The 24,344-nt window shown below is 48.0% G+C and carries 22 protein-coding genes, 1 pseudogene and 1 other annotated feature (1 of these 24 running past the window's edge); of the genes and pseudogenes, 15 read left to right on the top strand and 8 right to left on the bottom strand.

All coding sequences use genetic code 11. The annotated features are described in order from the left end of the window. Window positions 1-23, bottom strand: a binding site (T-box leader); it reaches 245 nt to the left of the window's first position. A 265-nt stretch (window positions 24-288) separates the two neighbouring features. Both BMX58_RS03500 and BMX58_RS03495 read left to right on the top strand, forming a co-directional pair. Further along, window positions 289-1,446: an aminotransferase class I/II-fold pyridoxal phosphate-dependent enzyme gene (locus tag BMX58_RS03500; protein ID WP_068621681.1), complete on the top strand. Its 1,158-nt coding sequence runs from the start codon at window positions 289-291 to the stop codon at window positions 1,444-1,446. Window positions 1,447-1,519: 73 nt separating this feature from the next. Next, window positions 1,520-1,711 (top strand): annotated as a pseudogene (locus tag BMX58_RS03495) (2-hydroxymuconate tautomerase); the annotation flags it as partial. Between the two features lie 88 nt (window positions 1,712-1,799). Here BMX58_RS03495 and BMX58_RS03490 read toward each other — a convergent pair. From BMX58_RS03490 to BMX58_RS03465, 7 genes are all read right to left on the bottom strand, one after another. Next, window positions 1,800-3,935, bottom strand: coding sequence for an ABC transporter ATP-binding protein/permease (locus tag BMX58_RS03490; protein ID WP_068621687.1), 2,136 nt, complete (start codon window positions 3,933-3,935; stop codon window positions 1,800-1,802). A gap of 105 nt (window positions 3,936-4,040) precedes the next feature. Further along, complete coding sequence (locus BMX58_RS14575) at window positions 4,041-4,403, bottom strand: hypothetical protein (RefSeq protein ID WP_131814035.1); 363 nt, start codon at window positions 4,401-4,403, stop codon at window positions 4,041-4,043. A gap of 571 nt (window positions 4,404-4,974) precedes the next feature. After that, entirely contained in the window at window positions 4,975-5,289 is a 315-nt protein-coding gene (locus tag BMX58_RS03485; protein ID WP_068621689.1) for a hypothetical protein, read from the bottom strand. Between the two features lie 132 nt (window positions 5,290-5,421). Further along, a complete protein-coding gene (locus BMX58_RS03480) occupies window positions 5,422-6,300 on the bottom strand; it encodes a helix-turn-helix domain-containing protein (RefSeq protein WP_068621691.1) in 879 nt (292 codons plus the stop codon). Window positions 6,301-6,596: 296 nt separating this feature from the next. Then, window positions 6,597-7,409: a sugar-phosphatase gene (gene yidA, locus BMX58_RS03475; protein ID WP_068621693.1), complete on the bottom strand. Its 813-nt coding sequence runs from the start codon at window positions 7,407-7,409 to the stop codon at window positions 6,597-6,599. Continuing rightward, a complete protein-coding gene (locus BMX58_RS03470) occupies window positions 7,406-8,791 on the bottom strand; it encodes an HD domain-containing protein (RefSeq protein WP_068621695.1) in 1,386 nt (461 codons plus the stop codon). The genes yidA and BMX58_RS03470 overlap by 4 nt, the downstream gene beginning before the upstream one ends. A gap of 19 nt (window positions 8,792-8,810) precedes the next feature. After that, window positions 8,811-9,662: a lipoate--protein ligase family protein gene (locus tag BMX58_RS03465; protein ID WP_068621697.1), complete on the bottom strand. Its 852-nt coding sequence runs from the start codon at window positions 9,660-9,662 to the stop codon at window positions 8,811-8,813. A 215-nt stretch (window positions 9,663-9,877) separates the two neighbouring features. Here BMX58_RS03465 and BMX58_RS03460 point away from each other — a divergent pair, with 215 nt between their 5' ends. From BMX58_RS03460 to BMX58_RS03420, 9 genes are all read left to right on the top strand, one after another. Next, window positions 9,878-10,303 carry a YwiB family protein gene (locus BMX58_RS03460; RefSeq protein ID WP_162268598.1) on the top strand — a complete coding sequence of 142 codons (426 nt, stop codon included), beginning with the start codon at window positions 9,878-9,880 and terminating at the stop codon, window positions 10,301-10,303. 44 nt (window positions 10,304-10,347) lie between these two features. Further along, entirely contained in the window at window positions 10,348-10,956 is a 609-nt protein-coding gene (gene rpoE / locus BMX58_RS03455) for a DNA-directed RNA polymerase subunit delta (protein ID WP_068621701.1), read from the top strand. A gap of 216 nt (window positions 10,957-11,172) precedes the next feature. Further along, complete coding sequence (locus BMX58_RS03450) at window positions 11,173-12,783, top strand: CTP synthase (RefSeq protein WP_068621703.1); 1,611 nt, start codon at window positions 11,173-11,175, stop codon at window positions 12,781-12,783. Between the two features lie 175 nt (window positions 12,784-12,958). Continuing rightward, window positions 12,959-13,816, top strand: a complete 858-nt coding sequence (gene fba, locus BMX58_RS03445; RefSeq protein WP_068621704.1) for a class II fructose-1,6-bisphosphate aldolase — start codon at window positions 12,959-12,961, stop codon at window positions 13,814-13,816. A gap of 318 nt (window positions 13,817-14,134) precedes the next feature. Continuing rightward, window positions 14,135-15,406 carry a UDP-N-acetylglucosamine 1-carboxyvinyltransferase gene (locus BMX58_RS03440; protein ID WP_068621706.1) on the top strand — a complete coding sequence of 424 codons (1,272 nt, stop codon included), beginning with the start codon at window positions 14,135-14,137 and terminating at the stop codon, window positions 15,404-15,406. Window positions 15,407-15,537: 131 nt separating this feature from the next. Beyond that, window positions 15,538-16,797: a transcription termination factor Rho gene (rho, locus tag BMX58_RS03435; protein ID WP_068621708.1), complete on the top strand. Its 1,260-nt coding sequence runs from the start codon at window positions 15,538-15,540 to the stop codon at window positions 16,795-16,797. A gap of 95 nt (window positions 16,798-16,892) precedes the next feature. Beyond that, window positions 16,893-17,255, top strand: a complete 363-nt coding sequence (locus BMX58_RS03430; RefSeq protein ID WP_068621710.1) for a DUF6568 family protein — start codon at window positions 16,893-16,895, stop codon at window positions 17,253-17,255. A gap of 185 nt (window positions 17,256-17,440) precedes the next feature. Continuing rightward, a complete protein-coding gene (locus BMX58_RS03425) occupies window positions 17,441-17,704 on the top strand; it encodes a type B 50S ribosomal protein L31 (RefSeq protein ID WP_068621712.1) in 264 nt (87 codons plus the stop codon). A gap of 282 nt (window positions 17,705-17,986) precedes the next feature. Further along, window positions 17,987-19,123: a DUF1801 domain-containing protein gene (locus tag BMX58_RS03420; RefSeq protein WP_093088781.1), complete on the top strand. Its 1,137-nt coding sequence runs from the start codon at window positions 17,987-17,989 to the stop codon at window positions 19,121-19,123. Window positions 19,124-19,521: 398 nt separating this feature from the next. On the opposite strand, the gene BMX58_RS03415 is transcribed toward BMX58_RS03420, so the two are convergent. After that, window positions 19,522-20,301, bottom strand: a complete 780-nt coding sequence (locus tag BMX58_RS03415) for an SMI1/KNR4 family protein (protein ID WP_068621714.1) — start codon at window positions 20,299-20,301, stop codon at window positions 19,522-19,524. Between the two features lie 181 nt (window positions 20,302-20,482). On the opposite strand from BMX58_RS03415, the gene BMX58_RS03410 reads away from it, so the two are divergent. From BMX58_RS03410 to BMX58_RS03395, 4 genes are all read left to right on the top strand, one after another. Beyond that, window positions 20,483-21,040, top strand: a complete 558-nt coding sequence (locus BMX58_RS03410) for a LemA family protein (RefSeq protein ID WP_068621716.1) — start codon at window positions 20,483-20,485, stop codon at window positions 21,038-21,040. Window positions 21,041-21,076: 36 nt separating this feature from the next. Beyond that, complete coding sequence (htpX, locus tag BMX58_RS03405; protein ID WP_068621718.1) at window positions 21,077-21,985, top strand: zinc metalloprotease HtpX; 909 nt, start codon at window positions 21,077-21,079, stop codon at window positions 21,983-21,985. A gap of 228 nt (window positions 21,986-22,213) precedes the next feature. Next, window positions 22,214-22,963: a hypothetical protein gene (locus BMX58_RS03400; protein ID WP_068621720.1), complete on the top strand. Its 750-nt coding sequence runs from the start codon at window positions 22,214-22,216 to the stop codon at window positions 22,961-22,963. Between the two features lie 180 nt (window positions 22,964-23,143). Beyond that, window positions 23,144-24,229 (top strand): D-alanine--D-alanine ligase, encoded by a 1,086-nt coding sequence (locus BMX58_RS03395; RefSeq protein ID WP_068621722.1) that lies wholly within the window; start codon window positions 23,144-23,146, stop codon window positions 24,227-24,229. Window positions 24,230-24,344 lie beyond the last annotated feature (115 nt).

Genomic DNA, 24,344 nt, shown 5'->3' with positions numbered 1-24,344 from the left:
ACTCTTCTCTTCGCTGTGTTTTTGATGTGATTACTATACCCAATCCCGCTTTCGTTGTCAACACATAAGATTAAAAAGAATGGCAAAAATTTCAAATTTTCTCATATTCAAAATGGGAAAACGCTCTCTTCGTGCGGGCGAAGCCATGGGGCGCTTGACTTATGGGCGGAATAGTCGTATTCTGATTAATGTTAAAATCATGTGAGAAAAAGGATGCTTTCCTATTAAAAAGCAGGCGCCGCAAGGTTTTTCGGTGGCGCCTGCACACTTGGATGGAGGATGTAAGAGATGGCTTTGACAACAAACGAATTATTTTCCCGCATCAAACCTTCGCAGATCCGCGAATTTGATGAATTATTCCGCAGTGTGGAGGACTGCATACCGATGACGATCGGGGAACCGGATTTTGACATGCCCGAAAACGTCAAGCAGGCCGCCATCAAGGCGATCGAAGACAATGCTTCCCACTATGCCCACACTTCCGGCGAACTCGGCGTCCGGAAAGCGGTCAGCGCATTCCTGGAAAAGCAATATGATCTGCACTACGATCCCGAAACGGAAATCGTGATGACGGTGGGTGCCACGGAAGGGCTCTTTGCTGCGGCATTCGGCTTGTTGAACCCGGGCGATCAGGTCATCATCCCGTCGCCTTACTTTCCATTGTACAGCTATGCGGTGGAGCTGAACCGCGGCGAATGCATCCTTGTCGACACGTCCGACAGCAACTTTTTGATGACGCCGGAGCTGCTGCACAAGACGATGGCCGAAAACAAAAACGTCAAAGCGCTCTTTTTGAACTATCCGAGCAATCCGACCGGCGCGACCTACACAAAAGAAGAGTTGACGGCTTTGGCCGACGCGATCAAGCAGTACGATATTTTCGTGCTGAGCGATGAAATCTACAGCGAAATCACCTACGGGGAAAAGCATACGTCGATCGCGACTCTGCTGCGCGACCGCACGATCCTCTTCCAGGGGGCTTCGAAAGCTTTTGCGATGACCGGCTGGCGCGTCGGCGTGCTCGCTGCGGATGCGAAATGGATGAAGACCCTGTTCTTGGCGCATCAGCAATTGGTGACGACCGGCGTGACGGTTTCCAACCGCGCGGCCGAGGAGGCATTCCGCAACAGCGCGCCGGATGTCGAAAAGATGCGTTCCGAATATGAAAAGAGAAGGGATATCCTCGTTCCTGCTTTGCAGGAAGCCGGCTTTGAGGTTCCCGCACTGAAAGGTGCCTTCTACGCTTTTGCCAAGATTCCGGCGAAATTCGGTACAGACGATAAGGCTTTCTGCCGTGAAATCGGCATGAACGCCAAGGTGGGCATGCTGCCGGGATCGATCTTCGGACCGGGCGGAGAGGGCTATGTCCGCATGAGCTACGCGCTGAGCACGGAGATGGTTGCTGAGGCGGCTGAACGCCTGAAGACTTACATCGCCTCCAAATAAGTAGGGTGCAATCCGCAGAGATACTTGCTAAAATGAAACGGAGACGAAACCATAAAGCGAAAAGAGGGAATGGAAGATGCCATATGTTCACATTGAATTATTGGAAGGCAGAACCGACGAGCAGAAACAAGCGTTGATGCGCGATGTCGTGGATGCTGTGGTAAAGAATGCCAATGTATCGAAGGAAAGCGTGCACGTGATCCTGAATGAGATTTCGAAACAACATTTGACCAAAAACGGCGAATTCATAGGCGAAAAAGCCTAAGGGTGCCGTAAAATAAGCCAAGGCCGGGATGAAAAGTCCGGCCTTGGCTTATTTTTTACATTGAGTATACTTATCATAGTTCAGGCTATCAATTGAAGAGATAATTTTTCAGCTTTTTCTTATTGATTCCACGAATTCCCCATAGCGTAGCCACACTCATTATCACAAGCAAAAGCAATAAGGAGTACAGGATGTTTCCCAAAGAAAACATATTGGTGAAGTAAGCATAACTTCGTGAAAATTGGAGGTAATAACGATAGGTCAACCCTAAAATTGCATAGGCTACCACCGCATCTGTACCGAACACTATCAAATTTTCCAATAAGAGGACGAAAGCCGTATTTTTCTTTGAATATCCCAAACTATAGAGAATGGCAAGTTCTTTGTTCCGCGAGTGAATGTAGCCTTTGTTCAGGAAGGTCACGATGACGCCCAAAATAATAGCAAGAAGCAGCGTTCCTCCTATCAACATCGTCATCAAACGCTTATATATTTTAGAAAACTCTCCGCTTTTGATAGAATATTGGGAAAGTTGCAAAAGGCTCGGAAACATTTCCTGAATCTGCGCTGTCACTTCCGACAAGCGCTCCTCTGATTCTGTGATAATTAGCAGCTCCGAGTAGCCTGTTCCAAACTTTTTCTGAAATTCTTGAAAACTATCGACAGCGATTCCACTGGAAAGGGCAGAATCTTTCTTTATCTGTTCATAGGTAGTCTGCATATCATTTTCACCATATGTTTCCTTTACTATATCAATATAGTTCACATATACACGCACCATTTCAGGAATTTGATTTTGATACGTCGTTTGATAAATCCCACTTATGGTGTAACTTTTGGTCGTTGGATTTCCTTCAAAATCTACAACATCGAGCAAAATCTCTTTTCCCACCAAATCTTGGGTAATGGATAAACCTAGGCGTTCACGGAAATCGAACGCCAGAATATCAGGGATCAAAATCTCATCGGTCCTGTCATGCGGAAGAGTACCCGCGAGCAAATTAAGTTGATCCTTATTGTAAGAGTCTTTGTATGCATACGGAACTGTCGAAGACATAAAACTGAATTGTATCGGCGTATTGCTTGATGAATAGCTTGGGCTTTCCTGCAACTCTTCAGGGAACGCTTCTCTTTCAAGTGTGCTGTTGAAGATGAATTTGTCGTTATCATAGAGTGCTCGCGTTGCGCCGGAAAAAGGAACTACCTCTTTCACTCCTGGAAGCGATGCGACACGCGCAATCTCACCTTCTGTGAAACCAAACTGATCGCTCTCGGTTTCCCCTTCTGCCACCTGATTCAGATCAAGTATGATGACGTCCTCAGTCAGGCCTTTAAATAATTGATTAAAAGAGGCAACAGAAGATGATTGAAAAATGTTGTAAACAATAAGGAAAGACATGAAAATCAGCAACACCGCGATATGGTTGAAAAAGAGTTCCTTGGATTTAGTTTTGACGCTGGCAAACGCATACTGAACCAGTTGCCTTAAGGAAGCTTTCTTTCGGGACTCTGACTTAGGATTTGTTGATTCAACGGCCGTGTTGTCCCCATGAGAATGAATGAAAGTCCTCCCATCCATTCTCTGCACAGCCCCCGCTTCAATCCTGTATACATAATCCATTTTCTCTGAAACCCGTTTATCGTGCGTGATTAGAATGATGGTGGTACCTTCTTCTCTAATCCTATCCAAATACTCCAGAACCCTATCCACATTCTCTTCATCCAGATTACCTGTCGGTTCATCTAAAAGAAGAACGCGAGGATGGTTGAGTGTGGCTCTCGCGAGAGCAATTCTCTGCTTTTCTCCGCCACTCAAATTCCCCACCTTTTCCTTCAAACGGTCCTCCAAATCTACCTTCCGGAGCACTTCCCTAATTCTGACATCTACATCTTCCTCCTCCGAGAGCCAGGCAGAATAGTATAGATTTTCATAGACAGTCATAGCAGGCAAAAGATTGAAGTTCTGAAAAACAATCTGAAGGTGGTTTTTTCGGATCATATCCCATTCTTCGATACTATACTCGTGTGATTTTTTTTCGAACAAGTAGTAAGTTCCTTCAAAATCAGAATCCAAACCAAACAAGATGTTCAGTAACGTAGTCTTTCCGCTGCCACTCTTTCCGATAATGGCATAACTCGCGCCTATTTCGCTAAAATCTAATGATATATTGTCCAACACTATCTTTTGTTTATATTTTTTCGTAAGTCCTTCGATTCTAAGCATAAAGATCCTCCTTCAGCATAAATTTATAAAATAAATAATAACAGACAACAATCAGGCTATTGTCTGTTATTATTCTGATTTCAAGGTTATGAGAGTTATATAGAATTAGGGGTTAAAACCTGGTGCATGATACCCTGAGAAGTAAACTCTTCCCTGTCGATCTAGGAGCGGCTGCCCCCAATATGTATACTCGCTGTATGAATGAGCTGGAATATTTACATTTTTTGAACCCAATTGCCCTGAAGCACGCCAAATTGAAAAGAGAGTCCATACTGAATAAGTATTTGCATTGGTAGTATAAACAGTAGAACCTCCATTTGCATCCCATAGCCATTGAGAATTCCAGGTACCTTCTGCCCCATTCACATTTTGAGCAGAAAGAATCCCTACGAATGACAATGTGAGTAGAGCGATGGTAATAACTTTGATAGCATATTGTCTTTTTTTGATACTGGCCTTTCTCGTCACGTTACCTCCTCTAAATTTTTGAAAAATTTATTTTCTCAATAACCTTGAAAACAATATGACGGTTTTTTACCTTATTTATTTGTCCAAAGATTTAATGTATTTGAGTTCCCTTAAGGGCAACTACTCAACACCTCTCCGCTATTAAGTCAGTCTTCGCGGGCACAAGCTTGCATTTCAATAGATATTGGGATTTGGGACATTTATGTTAATACGTTTATATTTTTGAATTGAAACCTACAAAATCTATACTTAAAGTAGGTGAAAAATTATGGTTTCGTAATAACATGTAATTTTTTTTCTTGTTCTTATCTATATATACACTTCAAAATAATGCTTATTAATATTGTAACACAGTAAATATTTTATTCAAATTTTAAAGGTTAATATAATGTTTTTTTGCTATATATTTATGCATTGTATTACCCATCTAAGTTAATGGATTGAATTTTTTTCTATTCAATTTGCTATAGAAACCATATATCGCCGATGATCAGACGGATCCAATTCATGGGTGAGGCCTCCTTTCACAGTACAGGTAACCTTGCGACCGGATACAATGACTACAAAACAGCTATTTTTCGTGAAAGGTACTTTTGATATAGAGAAGCAGGAAGATTGCCAAAAGGACAACGATATTCACTGACATTCCCAAACTTGGTGGAAGGACCTGAATAAGCAAGGCCAGCACAATCAGGTTCAGGGCATCGATGCCAAGGAAGGTCCAATGCTGCGCGGATTCCATGCAGTTGCTGGAAACAAACAACAAGCCGCTGCAGATACCGATTGTGAGCCACCAGGATTCTGGCACTTCAGGATACCGTGCCCTTCCGATCAGGCAGGCACAGCCCAGTATATAAGCGCATAGATTGCATCGTTTTGGATTCATTGACTTTACCTGCCTTCCTTCCAAGAAATGCTCATTTTGGGAATTATCACGACAGTCTTCCCATAAGTGTTTTCATTTTAATACAGATGGTTCGCCTCTTTACGAAATATTCCTATACGCATAAAAGAGCAATCAGCTGTTTGATTGCTCTTTCAGGAGGTTATATTCATTTTCGAGATTGACTTTGAAATCCTGATCATCCGCTGCTTCGATCAAACGGAAGGCTTGGTCGATCAGCAGTTGGCCTTCGGGATTTCCCGTCTTCGCTAAGGCAAGACCTTTTCTGAGATAGCAGACGGACAAGTGCCGGTAGGAGCCAGCTTCCTTCGCCGCCGGGATCAGTTCATCGATGCGCATGATCGTCTCTGCGTAACGCCCATTCTTCAACAGCAATAAGCACAAGTTGTGGCGCAACGAGACGGCGATTTTGCTTGCGAAGGGATGATTGACGTATTTTTGAATCTGAGCCAAAGCGGTCCCGGAAATCAGGATGGCTTCGTCGATAGGGAACAGGAATAGCATTGCGTTGATCATCCTTAATTCCACCAGATACCAGCCATCAAGCTTCTCGAGCCTTTCCCAAACAGGGCGCACATGTTTACGGGCGTCTGCAATATCTCCGGTTATTGCCAGAATGATCAGTGCATCCGTCAGATGAACGATGTCGGTGATGATGTAATCAGTATGCACATCCAGATATTTCAGGGCTTTCTCCCGAATTTCTTGCAAGAGAGGGACATCGTTAAAGGACAGATTCATGAAAGCCGTCAGCAGTTGTTCCTTTTCGGAATGATTGTAATCGTTCATGATGTACTGGAGCTCTTCATCGGACATGTCCAGCCTGCTCAAAAGATGCCGATAGTTGCCCAGCGTCGGCTCGATCAGATCCCTTTCGATCTTGGAATAGGTAGATTGATGGATCTTATTTTCGGCCATATATTGTTGGGAATACTGTTTGTTTTTTCTTATCCTTAGGAGGGTTTTGCCGAACCCCGCAGAATGATTGTCCATATCAGGCACCTGCTTCACGCGTGATTAAAATAATGGGGCTGTCTCAATGAGACAGCCATATGCATACCTTTTTTAACATATAGGAATTCATAAAATTTTCCAGAGTGAAAAGTGCATCACCGTAGGTATTTCACAAGTTTGCAAAATGTTTCATGCACCTAAAATATTGTCCAGCTTAACGGGTTAGCCCTTCGGAAATTAGATAAATCTGTCCTATTGCGCTCTTCGATGCTCAGGCGGACAGATTTCCTAAATTTCTTTCAGGGCTGAACAAACCCGTTCAGCTTTTCTCAAATTTATTTATTCAAGTAGGTCCGGATTGCATGTGCCACGCCGCTTTCAGCGTTGGATTTAGTGATGAAATCCGCAGCTTCTTTCACTTTATCGACGGCATTGCCCATCGCGACACCGACGCCTGCGTATTCGATCATGCTCAGGTCGTTCTCGTTGTCGCCGATGGCCATGATGTTTTCTGCGTCAATATTCAGCAATGCAGCCAATTCGGCCAAAGCGCTGGCTTTACCGGCATCTTTGTTCAGCACTTCCAGGAAATGCGGTTCGCTGCGGACGATCACATAGTCTTCATGGAACTGCGCTGGAATCGCTGGAATCAAGATGTCCAACAGCTCAGGCTGGTCGATGAACATGATTTTCGTGAACAGTTTATCTTCCGGCAATTCAGCCAGTGAGCGATAGCGGATCGGCATCGTCGTAATGAAGGACTCGCGTGTTGTGAAGATGCTGATGTCTTTGTTCGCGGTATAGATGGCTTCGCTGTCGATTCCGTGCGTGTGCACATGGAACTTTTCGGCCAATTCGTTGATCCGGACGAAGTCGCTGTAATCCAGTGTGTGTGAAACGAGCACTTCGTTTGTTGCGGTGGACAGCACCAAAGAGCCGTTGTAAGTGATGACGTAATCTTCGTCCTGATCCAATTCCAATTCTTTGATGTAGCGTTTGACGCCCGGGAACGGTCTGCCGGTGCAGAGTACGATTTTTACGCCTTGTTCGCGCGCTTCCGTGATAGCTGCTTTCACTTCCGGGGTGATCTTGAACTCCGGGTCTACCAATGTGCCGTCGATGTCGATGGCAATTAATTTGATGCTCATAGTGTACCTCCTGTTTTTTGGTTTTGTAAAATTTCATCATTTTCGAAAAAAGTTGAAAATTCCTGTGACAGCGACTCGAACAGGTTGATGCCCGGTTCCTCATCGCCGTGGGTAATTTCACGCGGAAAATAGAAACGTTCATCCCCGCGGACTTTGCCCGTCAAAGCCGAAACAATCGAACTTGCTTGCGAAAGCTCCAGGAAACTGCCGTTTTTTTGGACAAGTTCAATCTGGGTCCGAGTGGTGGCCTGATGCGGCCGGTAAAGATCATACGGTAAGTCATAGCTGTTGTTGACAGCCGTATAGTAATCCCGATTGAAGCCCATGCGCTCAATGATGGCGCTCATACGTTCCAGTGTAGCATCATCGCGTCCTTTTGTGTAGCGGACCGATTTGAAAGGATGACGATTGACGAAGCGATAGGCCAAATCGTTCAGAATCGGATCCTTTTCGTCAAGCCAATGGTTGAAGTAGGTCGTCAGGACGCCATCATCCAAGCGCAGATAATCCTTAAGCGTCCAGGCCTGTTTGAAGAACGGCGTCAGGAAAGTGGCGGTATGGCGGAATTCAGCTTGTTCATCCAAATAGACATCCTTTGCCCGTTTCAAGAGATGGCTCAGCACGACCTCCATGCCGCGCGAAACTGGATGGAAGTAGATCTGCATATACATTTGATAGCGGCTGACGATATAATCCTCCACCGCATGCATGCCGGAAATGTCAAAGGCGATACCATGCTCATAAGGACGGATGACGCGCAAAATCCTCGTCAGGTCGAAATTACCATAAGTGACGCCGGAATAATAGGCATCTCGCAACAGGTAATCCATTCGGTCCGCATCAATCTGACTGGAAATAAGCTGAACGACCTGCGGATTATCGTAGGTCTTGGCGATGACAGCGGCAACCTGATTCGGGAAATCCGGACCGACCCGTTGGAGAATCCGATTGATTTCGGTATCCGGTGAGGTGATGATTTCGATTGTGATGGCTTCATGGTCCGTATCGAATATTTTTTCGAAGGTATGCGAGAACGGGCCGTGGCCGATGTCATGTAGCAAAGCGGCGCAAAGCGTCACGAGGCGCTCACCATCGTCCCAAAGGCCATCCCCAGGTTCTTTGCTGGGGTAATTCCGGACAAATTTATCGCAGATCCGGCGGGCGATTTCATAGACTCCCAAAGAATGATTGAAGCGGGAGTGTTCGGCGCCGTGGAAAGTATAGGAGGAAGTTCCCAACTGCTTGATCCGGCGTAATCGCTGGAATTCAGGCGTATTGATCAGGTCCATGATGATCCGGTACTGGATGTGGATGTAATCATGGACCGGGTCCCGGAATACTTTTTCTTTCGGCAATAATTCCGCGGTGTAGTGTGTACTCAAATCGCATCGCCTCTTTCTGTCAGTCCGCTTCTGGATGCTGTTCCTGATTGATTTGTTCATTGCGTTTCTTCATTTTTGCATAGGCTGTATCGTACTCCGCCAGCAAACGTTCATTGTATTCTCCTGGCAGGAGCGTATTTCCGTTCTTGGTGAAGACGGACAGAATCCGTTTCTTCACATCGGCTACGGTCAGCGGTTTGTCCAAAAGTTCCGCCAAGTTCGCCATGGAAGCGGGGTCGACGGCCGGGAAATGCCAACGGGTCGTTTCTCCCTGCAGGCTTTCTGCGTAGAAGCGGCGGATCATTTCCCCGCGCTGCTGCTGATCGCCGGTCACGCTCATGTAGATCATGATCGCCACGCCGTTTTTGAAGCGGCGCTGCGCGATGCCGGCAAATTTTTTGCCGTTGATGCTCAGGTCGAAATCGCCCGGACAATACGAGTCGCTGATTTCGAAGGCCTCAATCGTTTGTTCCGAATCGGAAAAGGTCTGCTCGACCAGGTCCTTCATCAATACATAGCCATCATGGATGGTGAGTTTGGCTTCTTCGGTTTCCGGGAGCACCAAGGAGAAGTTCAGGATCCCCTCATCGGCAACAACGGCCAATCCACCGGCGTTGCGGACGACGACATCGGTCGGGACGCTCCGCAAATAGCGCAGCCCTTCCCCGAGATGGGGCAGGCGGGTGTCCATCATGCCCAAAATGACCAGTTTTTCCATCGGCCAAAAATGCAGAGCTGCAGGAGCTTCGGCGTTCCCGACCAACCGGATCAAAGCATCGCCCATCGCGAAATGCGAAAGGGCATCGGTGCCGATTTGCCCGCGCGACGTATCGTAAATATGGTAAATGTTGTTTTTTAAATGGTTTGTCATGTTCGTTTCCTTATCTGTATGGCTATTTCTGCTCCCATTATAGCAAAGTTCAGCTGAGATTCGAGAGTGAATTGCGGCGAAAGCCGGGATTTCTTCGGATTTTGGAAAATCATCCCGCAAATGATTGACCAGCGCTCATTTGTACCGCTATACTATATTTGAAAAACGCGTGCGGCCACAAAACGCCCGTACGTTGGTCAATGAGGTGGAAAAAATTGTCTTTAAAAGAAGGAATGCCCATCGAATTCCAATTGGAAACGCTGGTGAAGCAAGAGGGGGAGCAGGAAAGCTTCCTATATGAAGGGATGGGACAGATCGTGGAGATGGGCAATTGGCTCTATCTGCGCTACGTCGAAGCCGAAACAGCGGTTCCGGTCACGCTCAAACTATCCCGTGAAGGCAAGATGACGATCATCCGCAGAGCGGAACAGGCGAGCCGCATGACTTTCGATGCCGAAGCAAAAGGCATGGCCACGGTTCCGACGCCGGCAGGTCTGATGGAGATCGAAACGGTCACCCATGAGATGCTGCTGGAATTCAAAGAGAAGCCGTTTGCCGGGAAAGTCAGCCTCCGTTATGAACTCCAATTGAATGAACAAAAATTGGGAGATTACCGAATTGAATTGCAATTTACCACCTGAGTATTGTATGATTAAGAGTAAACTTTTGAAAGGACGTGACACCATTGAAATTGAAGCAATTAGATGGCACGAACAAAAACGAATTGTCAATGATAGAAGTTGCACACGCAATTTTCGAAGAAAACGGTGACGTACTGGACTTCAACCAATTATTGGTTCAGATACAGGACTATCTTGAAATGTCGGAAGAAGAATTGGAAAGCAAGATGACACGTTTCTACACTGACTTGAACATTGATGGCAGCTTTATTTCTCTAGGAGAAAATCGTTGGGGATTGCGTTCATGGTATCCGATTGATTCAATCGATGAAGAGATTCTTTCCAGTATCGATGAGGATGAAGTGAAAGTCCGCCGCAAGAAACGCAAGAAATTGAATGCCTTCGCCACATCGGAAGACGATGACGATGTGATCGACTACAATGATGACGATCCGGAAGACATTGATGTTGTCGACGAAGATGAAGATATCGATGTCGATGAAGATGAAGTCGATGAAGTCGACGCAGTGGACATCACGGATGACGATGATGACATCACGAGCGGTATCGAGGAGGACTTGACTCTGATCGATGAAGAAGAGTTCGAGGACGAAGAAGATTTCGAAGAGGAAGAAGATGAGTTCGTTGCGGAAGAAGAGGACGAGGAGGAATAACCACTCCCCCGGTCGCCAATTCTTTCTTGACACCCTATGCAATTGGATGTATTATCTTCCTTGGGCTCCCAAAAAGCATTTCTTTTTGGATAGCATACGTTGAATTTTAACAGCTCCCTGTTCTGGAAAGAACAGGGAGCTTTATTTTTTTTAGTGCAGCGTTTGAGAAACCTTCGGACATAATTTTTCACATTCAAAAACAGGGGGAAGAAAAAAATGACTAAGTATATTTTTGTAACAGGCGGGGTAGTATCTTCAATCGGTAAAGGTATCGTTGCGGCTTCTTTGGGACGCTTGCTGAAAAACCGGGGACTGAAGATCACGATCCAAAAATTCGACCCTTACATCAATGTGGATCCGGGCACGATGAGCCCTTACCAACATGGGGAAGTGTTCGTAACGGATGATGGCACCGAAACCGATTTGGATTTGGGCCACTATGAACGTTTCATCGACATTAACTTGAACCAATATTCAAATGTGACGACCGGTAAAGTTTATTCCGAAGTCATCCGCAAGGAACGCAAAGGGGATTATCTGGGGGCTACCGTTCAGGTCATTCCGCACATCACGAATGAAATCAAAGAAAAAATCATGCGTGCCGGTGAAACGACAGATTCCGACATCGTCATCACGGAAGTCGGCGGCACGGTTGGGGACATCGAATCCTTGCCGTTCCTGGAAGCTTTGCGTCAAATGCGGATGGAAGTCGGCGCCGAAAATGTGCTGTACATCCACACAACCCTGATTCCTTATTTGCGCGCAGCCGGCGAACTGAAGACAAAACCGACACAGCACAGCGTGAAAGAATTGCGCAGCCTGGGGATCCAACCGAACATTTTGGTTGTGCGTACGGAAATGGCTTTGCCGCAACACATCAAAAACAAATTGGCTTCCTTCTGCGATGTGAAACCTGAAGCGGTCATCGAATCCCGTGACGTGGAGACTTTGTACCAAATCCCGTTGTTGCTGCAGGAACAGAACATGGATCAGATTGTCTGCGACTATCTGGGACTCTCCGATCTGCCGCAAGCAGACATGACCGACTGGAAAGCCTTGGTGGAAAAAGTCCAAAGTCTGGAAAAAACAACCAAAATCGCACTTGTCGGAAAATACGTGGAGCTGCAGGATGCCTACTTGTCCGTAGCGGAAGCGTTGAAGCACGCCGGTTATGCGCATGATACCGAAATCGACATCCGATGGATCAACGCGGAAGAAGTGACTGTTGCGAACGCCCAAGAACGTTTGGGTGATGCGGACGGCATCCTTGTTCCCGGCGGCTTCGGAGACCGCGGTATCGAAGGCAAGATTGCTGCCATCCAATACGCCCGCGAAAACAATGTGCCGTTCTTCGGTATCTGTCTGGGGATGCAACTGGCGTGTGTGGAATTTGCCCGCAATGTTGTCGGTCTGGAAGATGCGGATTCAGCGGAAACCAAGCCGGGATGCAAAAACAACATCATCGATTTGATGCCTGATCAAGAAAACATCGACGAAATGGGCGGCACTTTGCGTTTGGGTCTGTATCCTTGCGAATTGAAGGAAGGGACTTTGGCCAAGAAACTCTATAACAATGCTGATATGGTTCAGGAACGTCATCGTCACCGTTACGAGTTCAACAATGCCTACCGTGAGAGTCTGGCCGAAAAAGGCATGGTCTTCTCAGGCGTATCTCCGGATCAGCGTTTGGTGGAAATCGTGGAATTGAAAAACCACCCGTTCTATATTGCTGCCCAGTTCCATCCGGAATTCATTTCCCGTCCGAACAGACCGCAGCCGATATTTGATGGTTTCATTGAAGCTGCTTTGGAAAAGGCCTGTAAATAAGAGTTTTTTAAAAGAAAATGAACGGTTTTGCGCTTTCATTTTGAGCGATTTTCCTAATAAGGTAGTAAAAAAATACATTTTCTGATAAAATGAAATTGTTGTAAAGTGTTCACATTCCAAGATGTGAATTTTCTGCAAACAAAAGAGACCAATGGATTCCAAGGAGGCAACAAGAATGAGTCGTTTAGTAAGTATGACAGATATGTTAAACAAAGCGTTAGAAGGAAAGTATGCCGTAGGACAATTCAACATCAACAACCTTGAGTGGACACAAGCTGTCCTGCAAGCCGCACAAGAAGAAAAATCACCAGTTATTTTGGGCGTTTCTGAAGGCGCAGCTAAATACATGGGTGGACACCTAGTGGTAGCTTCAATGGTTAACGCATTGTTGGAAACAATGGACATCACTGTTCCTGTAGCTTTGCATCTTGACCACGGAACAAGCTTTGAAAGCTGTAAAGCTGCTATCGATGCTGGTTACTCTTCTGTAATGATCGACAAATCACACTACCCTATCGATGAAAACATTGCACAAACTAAATTGGTTGTTGAGTACGCACATTCCAAAGGCGCTTCTGTAGAAGCTGAAATCGGAACTGTCGGCGGTACTGAAGACGGAATCACTGGCGGAATCCAGTACGCTGATCCGGCTGAATGCTTGCGTTTGACTACTGAAACAGCTATCGATGCATTGGCTGCTGCATTAGGTTCCGTACACGGACCTTACTCCGGCGAACCTGTATTGGGCTTCGACGAAATGAAAGAAATCTCTGAATTGACGCACAAACCATTAGTACTGCACGGTGGTTCAGGAATTCCAGAACACCAAATCAAAAAAGCTATCGAATTCGGACATTCAAAAATCAACGTGAACACTGAATGCCAACAAGTCTTCACAGCTGCTGTAAGAGAAAAATTAGCTTCAGACGCTAACGTTTACGATCCACGTAAAGTTATCGGACCTGGTAAAGAAGCGATCGTTGCAGTCGTTAAAGAAAGAATGCAAGTTTTCGGTTCAAGCAACAAAGCTTAATTCCATCAACGATCTTCGAGGAGGTCTGGGACCCATGTTCCGGATCTCCTTTTTTTGCCCTCATTTTTCCGGATATTCCTACGTTTTCGACAACATTGCGCCTTAAAGCAGACGTTTGCATAAAAAAACTAGTAATACACCCTGTATTTTTGTTAGAATTATAGATGATCACCCATCAATTGGATAAAACTTAAAAATAATGGCATTTCGGTATCGTTGCACTGGTTGTCCTTTTCCGGGCAGTTGGTGCAAGCGATCCATTCATTTCCGGGCTATAGCTTTATCGTTCGGCAACTACACATGAAGTGAGGATTTTTTATGAAAAAATTAGTTATAGAGGGGAATAAACCGCTGAACGGTGAAATCACAATCAGCGGAGCGAAAAACAGTACTGTTGCGCTGATTCCGGCTGCTATTTTGGCGGACTCCCCAGTCATCCTGGAAGGCATCCCCAACATTCAGGATGTGCACTCGCTGATCGATATTCTTGAAGACTTCAACGTCGATGTGTCATTCGAGGAGGATGAGGGCATCCTCACGATCGATCCGACCGACATGATTTCGATTCCGATGCCCACCGGAAAAATCAAAAGCTTACGCGCTTCGTATTATTTCATGGGAGCTATCCTTTCGAAATTTGGCGAAGGCGTCATCGGGCTGCCGGGAGGCTGCTTCTTGGGCCCGAGACCGATCGATCAGCACATCAAAGGCTTCGAGGCGTTAGGCGCGACAGTGCGCAATGAAATGGGCGCCATCTATCTGACTACGCCGGAAGAGGGTCTGAAAGGCGAACGGATCTATCTTGACGTGGTTTCCATCGGAGCGACGATCAATATCATATTGGCAGCTGTCAAAGCCAAAGGGCGGACAATCATTGAGAACGTGGCTAAAGAGCCGGAAATCATCGATGTCTGCATCTTGTTGAATAACATGGGCGCGAAAATCCGCGGCGCCGGTACCGACATCATCCGCATCGAAGGCGTGGAAAGCCTGCACGGCTGCAGACACACCGTAATACCTGACCGCATCGAAGCGGGCACTTATCTGGCCGCTGCCGCTGCGATGGGAGAACGGGTGCTGGTCAAGAATGTAATCGTCGAACATATCGAAAGCCTGCTCGCAAAAATGGAGGAAATGGGCGTGGATATGGAGATCGGCGAAGACAGCATCCTCGTCAAGAAGTCCGACAACCTGAAGATGGTCCACATCAAAACGCTGCCTTACCCTGGTTTTGCAACGGATCTGCAGCAACCGCTGACGCCGCTGATGCTGAAAGCGAGCGGGGATGGAACCATCATCGATACCATCTATCCGAAACGCGTCAACCATATCCCGGAACTGCGCAGGATGGGGGCGAAGGCCAAGGTGGAAAGTGATATGATCTTCATGCAGGGCCCCAACAAATTGACCGGTGCGGAAGTAACGGCCAGCGATCTGCGCGCCGGCGCCTGCCTGGTCATTGCCGGTTTGATGGCGGAAGGCACGACCACTATTTCCGGTATCGAGAATATCCTGCGCGGTTATGACCATATCGTCGAAAAATTAACCGCCTTGGGTGCGGACATCAAAATGATCGAGGGCGAAGAATAAATTTTTTCGCGCAACACAACAATCACGAGGCGCCTTCAAAGCAGCAAACGACTTTGGGGGCGTTTTGATTCCTGTATGCTGCAGCCGGAAACCGACAGCATAAGAATGAGAAGAGAGGAAGGTGGAGCTGATTGGAAGATATGCTTACCTTGCATGAGTTGGAAAGCAAGACGCTGAAAGAAATATACACCTATGCCAGAGAACTGAAGATCCCCTATTACAGCCAAATGAACAAAAAGGAACTATCCTTGGCGGTCATCCGTGCCCAAGAAGAGAAACAGGGGTTCTTCATGACTGAGGGCATTTTGGATATCGTTTCCCAAGAGGGATTCGGATTTTTAAGGCCGATCAACTATTCACCGAGCCAGGAAGACATCTACATATCGACATCCCAAATCAGACGCTTTGACCTGCGCAATGGGGACAAAGTTGCCGGAAAGGCCAGGCCGCCGAAAGCATCCGAACGTTATTACGGCCTGATGCAAGTCAGCACCGTGAACGGAAAACGGCCCGATCAGGCCAAGGAACGTTCGCATTTCCCGGGATTGACCCCGATCTACCCGAACCAACAGCTGAAGCTGGAAAGTAATCGGACAAACGTAACCGCTCGCATGATCGATCTGTTCGCTCCGATCGGTTTCGGGCAGCGCGGGATGATTGTGGCGCCTCCGAAAGCCGGAAAAACGACCCTGCTGAAAGAGATTGCGAACGGCATCACCACCAACCACCCCGATGTTGAACTGATCATGCTGCTCATCGATGAGCGTCCGGAAGAAGTGACGGATATCGAGCGCAGTGTCAAGGGCGATGTCGTCTCCTCGACTTTCGACCAGCAACCGGCCAACCATGTCCGGGTGACGGAACTTGTCCTGGAAAGGGCCATGCGCCTCGTCGAAGACAAACGCGATGTGGTCATTCTGATGGACAGCCTGACGCGCCTGGCCCGGGCCTACAACTTGGTCATCCCGCCAAGCGGCCGGACTTTGAGCGGCGGGATCGATCCGGCTGCCTTTTATCGGCCGAAACGCTTTTTCGGTGCGGCCCGCAACATCGAAGACGGCGGCAGCCTGACGATCATCGCCACCGCGCTTGTCGATACAGGCAGCCGGATGGATGAAGTCATCTATGAGGAATTCAAGGGAACAGGGAACATGGAACTTGTCCTTTCGCGTGAACTGGCAGAACGCCGCATCTTCCCTGCCATCGATATCAAAAAATCGGGTACCCGCAGAGAAGACCTCCTGCTCGATGCGAAAACGCTCGAGAACATCTACAAAGTCCGCCGCAATATGCGCGGGGATGCTTTGGAATACACCGAAAGCTTCCTGAAACAGATGAACACAACCGAAGACAATGAAGCTTTGCTGAAGCGGATTGCCTTGATGAAATGACTACGGTCTGACGGCATGTGAGCAAATGATGAGCGTTTTTTTTAGCTTCCCGGTATAGTGGAACTATCAAAACGCGAAACTGGAGGTTTCAGAATATGTTCAACAAAGGAAATTACGAAGAAGACACAAAAGAATTCACAGAGATCAGCGCCGTGCAGTTCGAAGCAAAATTGGCTGCCGGTGAGAAAGCGATCGTTTATATCGGCAAGGCAGTTTGTCCGTATTGCCGGAAATTTGTCCCTAAGTTGGAAAGCGTCCGCAAAGGAAAGAACCTGACGATCCACTATCTGGATAGCCTGAATACACCGACCGATCCTGCAATCCAAAGCCTGCGCGACAAAATGGGCGTCCGTACGGTGCCTGCGCTCGTAACGATCGACGGACCGGGTCAATTCACGAACCTGAATGCCGACAGCAGCCTTTCGGAAGAAGCAATCGCGGCCATTCTCGACAAATAACGCAAACACGTTTTTCCCGCCGCGGCCTGTGTGGGGAAACGTGTTTTTTTAAAATTATCATTGCATTCCTGCTGCAGGCATGGTATCATTTTAACGTTAAAAAGGAATACCATGCGGTATGACTTTTATTACAAATGACAACTCTGGCTTAGTAAATAATCCAGGGCAAAAGGAGCGAAAGAGACATGAAACAAGAAATCCATCCAAATTACCAAACAGTTGTATTCATGGATACAACTACAGGATTCAAATTTTTATCAGGTTCAACAAAAGGTTCAAGCGAAACTGTTGAATGGGAAGATGGCAACACTTACCCAATGATCCGTGTAGAAATTTCTTCAGATTCACACCCATTCTATACTGGACGTCAAAAATTCACGCAAGCCGATGGCCGTGTGGACCGCTTCAACAAAAAATATGGTTTCAAAAACAAAGAAGAACAAGAATAATCTTCTTGAGGGCTTTCCCGGTTTCGGGAAGGCCCTTTTTTGTGTGCGGCGGCTTTCAAAGGCATCCGATTGAGCGGGAGCGCTGCTCTTCGGAGCTGAGGCTGAAAAATGTGGGGTGAACTCCGGTGAAGCTTGCGTCCCCCGGAGAAGCGGAGTATCTCCGGTCCCGCGGCTCGAGCTCGGGTCAATGGGCCCGCCGCCAAGGCTTGTGTTTTGCCGGTGTCTGGTTGGTTTGTTATGATAGCTGTAACAAGCAAAGGACGAGAGGGGAAGCGAACGAAGATGGCATACGAACCCAAGACCAAACCCACGGAAGTTTCCGTGGAGGAATTCATTGAAAAGATCCAGCAGCCGCAGAAGAAAGAAGACGCTTATGCGCTGCTGAAGTTGTTTTCAGAAGAGTCCGGCGAAGAGGCCAAAATGTGGGGGCCGAGCATCATCGGCTTCGGGAAATACCATTACCGGTACGCGAGCGGCCATGAAGGCGATGCCCCGCTGGCTGCTTTTTCGCCGCGCAAAACGGCACTGACGCTCTACTTGATGTTGCCCGAAGAAAAACGTGAGGAACTGCTCGCAAAACTCGGCAAGCACAAAACCGGAAAAGGTTGTGTGTATGTCAATAAATTGTCCGACATCGACACAGCGGTGCTGAAGGAGATGATCCGGGAAGACATCGCTTATGCGACCCGGCTTTATGGGGAACAGGCCGCTGGCGAACCGATTTCGGCTACAACATCGCTCACGCGCCGGTTGGGTTTGGAAAAGTTCGCCAGGCGGGCCGTTCTGGGGAAAGAGCGTGCGGTTGCTGATGATTTTACGGGCCTGGAAGCCTATGATCCAAGGCTGGATGGCGGGAAATACGATCTGATTTTTGCCTATGTGCTGACGTTGGAGGAACTGGCCGAGCGCGTACGGGACACGATCAAAGCGGAGCGCCTGAATCCGGAAGGCTACCTTTACATCGCCTATCCGAAAATAGGGAACAAGACCTATGGCACATCGGTGCACCGCGATGCCATTTTTCCGAGTCTTGGAGTGGACGCCGGCAGCGGATATGTCGGCGACAGCACGCTGAAGTTTGCGCGGATGCTCAAATTGGATGACACGTTTACGCTCGTCGGGATGAAAAATGACGTCAAAGGCAAGGGCAAGCAAACAAAAGCCAGTAGCGGCAACACGGCTGACTACGAGCAGTTCATTCCGGAGCTTGGAAAATTCATGGAAGCAGGGCACCCGGATATCGCCAGACTCTATGCGGAACTGACGCCGGGCTATCAGCGCGATTGGGCCCGTTACATCTACAGCGCCAAGCAACCGACTACGCGAGAGAAACGCAAAACAGAAATGCTGGATATTCTCGGCAAAGGCCACAAAACGAAGAACCTCTACCAGCAGTGGCTGAAGGAACAAAGGCGTTAAAACATAAAAAACATACTAAGATTAGAGCGGGACAGAATGCATTGAGGCGACGGTACCCGACAGATCAAGCGTCTGTCGGGTGTTCGGTCTTAGCAAGGATACAAAAGCAAGTAGGGAGGACGGCTCATTGAATGAAGAGGCAACCCTTGGCTTTTGGCTGTAGGTATGGAGCTTTCGTCTCCGGGGTACATCTCTTGTCCGGTGAAGGGGGCCTGGCCGGAGTCGCGATTAATTTCGCGGCACCAGCTCCGGCGAGCGTTTCCCCGCCGGAAGTGACGATGCTTTCGCGGCACCAGCTCCGGCGAGCGTTTCCTCACCGGAGCTGGTGCTGATTTTGCGTTCCCTTCTCCGACGAGCGCCAGCCGCTGTCATTGCACCTGTCCGAGCGCATCCGCGCATCAGCCGTCCGTAAGTTCTTTTTTCAGCGTCAGGGCCAATTCCCGGATCGCAGGATCGGGATCGGCCAGGAATTTCGCCAGCACAGCGTGGGCGATATCCGGCAGCTCACTCCGGAAGTAGAGGATCTGGGTTTCGAGCGCTTCGCAGGCGGTTTTTCGGCAGTCCGCGTCGGGATGGTTGGAAAAATGCGCGATCCATCGGAGATACCACTGTTTATCCGGGTCGTCCTCGAAGTGCAGGAACAGCTCAGGCAAGCCTGCGCAGTCGGCCAGCCAAAAGGCGTGCGCGCCTTCCGTGTGCGTGAGCCGGACTTCTTCCGGGATGGCGATCGGCGCCGGAATCAGGCTACGCAGGAACTCGTTAAAGTCGGCGGCGACAGTCTGCCAGTTGTCCGTCTCGATATCGATATGGCGAATGCTCGGTTCACCGGATGGAGACAGTTTGGAATAGTCGAACGCGAAGAGCTGGTTGCCGTTGATGCTGAAAGGCACAAAATAATCCGGTAGCCCCGCCGAATGGGCGACTGTTTGCCCGGCATAGAGGCTGTTTTCCGGGCCATCGTGCAGTCCGAGGATGGCATGGACCGCGGCATAATCGATGCCGTCGGAGGTCGGCTCATGGGTGGGGATGCGGGAGCACAGCAGATAGCCGCCATTCTGTTCCGCCAGCAGATCCAGATAGGCCTGCGGCAAATCGGCAGCGGTGATGGCGCTGGTCAACCGATCGGCCTTGAACAGGATGGGCAGTTGTTTGAAGGCTTGTTGCGGGATGAAATACATATCGACACCTCATCTGATTTTCTTTCCCTAATGATAGCACAAAAGCCGCTATTTTTCGGCGCGGAGCTGGATGGTCTATTTTTTTACAAAACTGCAGGAGTCTTCTATAATGGTAGGTGTAGACGGAAAAGTTGTCTAGGTCAGCCGCAGAGGTGGCGTGAGAAAAGGAGCTGTGGATAAAATGAACTGGTTTTTTGGCATCATTGCGTTAGCCGTTGTCGTCGGGGTAGTTTGGATATCCCTTTATAACAGTCTTGTGAAAAATAAATTGTGGGTCACGGAGGCATGGAGCCAGATCGATGTCCAGTTGAAGCGCAGGAACGATCTGATCCCAAACATCGTTGAAACGGTCAAAGGCTATGCGAAGCATGAGCAGGAAACTTTGACCAAAGTCATCAATCTGCGCAACATGATTTCCGATATGGGCACCGAGGATCCTGCCAAGAAAATGGAACTGTCCAATCAGCTGTCGAGCCAGTTGAAGACCGTTTTTGCCTTGGCGGAAGCGTATCCCGATCTGAAAGCGAACCAGAATTTCCTGGCTCTGCAGGAAGAACTGTCCGCAACCGAAAACAAAATTGCCTATGCGCGCCAACTGTATAATTCCAGTGTCACCCAGTACAACATTAAATTGGGGACGTTCCCGAGCAATATTGTGGCGAATATTCATGGTTTCCGTCCGGAAGTCGTGCTTGCCACGCCGGAAGAAGAAAAAAATGTACCGAAAGTGTCGTTCTGATCGCGTATGATTTAGATGGAAAGTTGGTGAGTACCTTTGCTCCATCAACAAATTGAGCAGAATAAACGGCGCACCGTATGGATCGTATTCCTGTTTTTCCTTCTGTTTGCGGCTTTGGGCGCGGCCATCGGTTACCTGAACTGGGATAACGCCTTGTCCGGTGTCGCGCTCGCGCTGATCATCGGCTTGGCCTACGTCGGCATCATGGTGGCGCAATCCACACAAGTGGTCATGGGCCTGAACAATGCCAAGGAAATAACCGACAAGGCCCAATATCCGATGCTCTGGAATATCGTTGAGGAAATGACGATCGTGACGCGGTTGCCTTTTCCGAGAATCTTCATCATCGAGGATGAAAGCCCGAATGCTTTTGCGGCCGGGAATTCCCCGGAAAAGGCCTCGGTGGCAGTGACGACGGGCTTGTTGGCAAAGCTGAACCGGGAGGAATTGACGGGAGTCCTGGCGCATGAGTTCGCGCATATCCGCAACTATGATATCCGCCTATCCACGGTCGCTTTGGCCATTGCAGGCTTGATCGCCTTTTTGGCCCAGTTCAGCACCCGGATGATGTTCTGGGGTGGCGGCGGGCGTCGGCGCAGGAACGACAACAGCGGCGGCCTGGGCATCATCCTGTTGGTGCTGTCCTTGTTCATCCTGATCCTGTCGCCTTTTGTGGCCACGATCATCCGCTTGGCGCTCTCGCGGAACAGGGAATACTTGGCTGATGCGAGTGCGATTGAGTTCACGCGCAATCCGGACGGGCTGATTTCCGCCTTGAGGAAAATTGCGACAAGCGAACCGATGGAGGCGGCCAATGCCGCCAGTGCTTCGCTCTATATCGTCAATCCGTTCAAAAGGATGAAGACGGGCGAAACGGAAAGTGACGGCTTGTTTTCGACGCACCCCTCCACGGCAAACCGGATCAAACGATTAGAAGCTATGTAAATAGCTTCTTTTTTTCGGACGTTTTGTTCAAATCGTCCAAACAAAGTTCGGCTTTTGATATGAAAACCCTTTCAAATTATTGGCGCAAAAAAAAATAGGAGAAAAAGACAAATTATCTTTGTAAAAGATACGGATTTGTAATAATATTAACATGGTACTGATACCTTAAGCAGTTCTGCAAGTAGTAGAATGATAATAAGGGATATTATGGAAAGGGGGGGATCATTCATGAACGAAGATATGCTGTATGTTCACTATGAAACAGTCAGCAACTATGTTTTAAGCAAAGGGATAGCGGTGAAGGACTACACAAAGTTGGCCCGGAAACTGCCGGAAAACTTGTTGTTGATAGACGGCAGAAAAAGTATCGGAACCTATGACAATCATACCGGGTTTCAGGTGATCAAAGGCCAAGAAAACGTGAAGGCATTCTTCCAAAAAGGGATGGACAACCATGCCGCTATGGGAAAATGGATCGATTTCGTGAATGTAGACATGTTGCACCTCCTTACCCCAATCGAAATATCCGAGATCCTTTATATCGCTCATGCGCATACACACTTGCACTCGCCGTTCTACTATAAATTACAAAATAACTACATTTATCTGACCATGCCGAACGGGTTCATCAAAATGTACTATCGTTATCTGGATCAATTCCACGAGCTGTTCGCTGAAGCGATCACCGTCAAGCTGGCGGAAAAAGTGAATGAGAAGAAACGGTTTTACCAAAAAAGCAAAGAAATTGCGCCGTTCCCGATCGAACGTGTGAAGGAATTCATTCCGATCTTCAAGGAAGGAGCCGTCATCTCCTTCAAGCAGATGAGCACGGCAGGCAATAAGTGCTGCATCCCATTGTTCATCGCGGAAGACCGTTATGCCAGCATCGACGGCCGCTTCAACGAAAAGGATTCGGTAGGCACCATCTGTTATGACATGGAACGCAATGAATGGAACATCGATATAGACTTCGAATGAAGAGGAAAGCCTAAGCCACAACTTAGGCTTTTTTGGTGCATGCGGATCCGGACTTGCGGTTGTGGCCGCGCTGACCGTGAGCGGCAACCACTTTTCACAAAAATCGTTTTAGGGAAAAAATAAATGTGGTACAATGTTCCTTGATTAGAGTAGTTATCAAAAAATTCGGAGGATTTCTCGATGAAAATTTATTTGATTTATGGGGGAAAGAGTGCTGAGCACGATATCTCGATCCTGACAGCACATTCGATCATAAAAGCAATCTATTTCAACTATTATGAAGTTGTGCCCGTCTACATCACGAAGGCAGGCGCGTGGATTCAAGGGCAGACTCTTTCGGGTCCGGTGGCATTCTCTGAGAATCTTTATTTGGAGCCTGGTTCCGAAAAACGTTTTGCCGACTCGAAAGAAGGAAAATCCTACGGCGAGCTGATTTCGCCTGCTGATATCCGCTCTGAGGATGCTGTCATTTTCCCGGTACTGCATGGACCGAACGGAGAAGACGGAACGGTACAGGGGCTGTTTGAAGTCCTGGATATGCCGTATGTCGGCTGCGGTGTCCTTGCCAGCGCCAGCGGGATGGACAAAATCATCAGCAAACATCTTTTCCAACAAGCAGGCTTGCCGCAGGTGCCTTACGTAGCCGTCACACGCAATGACTGGAAAAATGACCGCGAGAAGATCTTCATCAAATGCGAAGGCAGCCTGATCTATCCGATGTACGTGAAACCAGCGAACATGGGATCGAGCGTCGGCATCTCCAAAGCAACCAATCTGGAAGAGCTGACCGCCGCGATCGAAACAGCCTTCCGCTACGACCGCCGTGTGGTCGTGGAACAGGGCATCGAAGCCCGTGAAATCGAAATCGCCGTATTGGGAAATGGCGATGTGCATACCTCCGTACCCGGTGAAATCGTTAAAACCAAAGATTTCTATGACTACGAAGAGAAGTACGGCAATGAGGAAGTGTTGCTGCAGATTCCGGCTGAATTACCGGAAGAAATCACCGCCAAACTGCAGGAATATGCCACGGTTGCTTTCCAATCGCTGGATGGCAGCGGATTGAGCCGTTGCGATTTCTTTGTGACCAAAAACAATGAAATCTACATCAATGAAGTCAACACTTTGCCTGGTTTCACTTCCCGCAGCATGTATCCGTTGCTTTGGGAACACACAGGATTGAAGTACAGCGATTTGGTGGAAGAATTGATCCAACTGGCTTTGAAGCGCCATGAAGAGAAAGTATCCTATCAATTTGTAGAGTAAAGATGAAAGGCCGTGATTTTCCTGATCGCCAGCAGCACCGAAAGCATAGGATGCTTGCTGCGATCTCAGGGGAAGGACGGCCTTTTTTAGATCAAGCCAAAGCAAAACCAAAGTA

This window comes from Trichococcus ilyis (assembly GCF_900109135.1).
Lineage (GTDB): Bacteria > Bacillota > Bacilli > Lactobacillales > Aerococcaceae > Trichococcus > Trichococcus ilyis.
The sequence above is the reverse complement of the archived record's forward strand: the minus strand, read 5'-3'. Positions and strand labels throughout refer to the sequence as shown.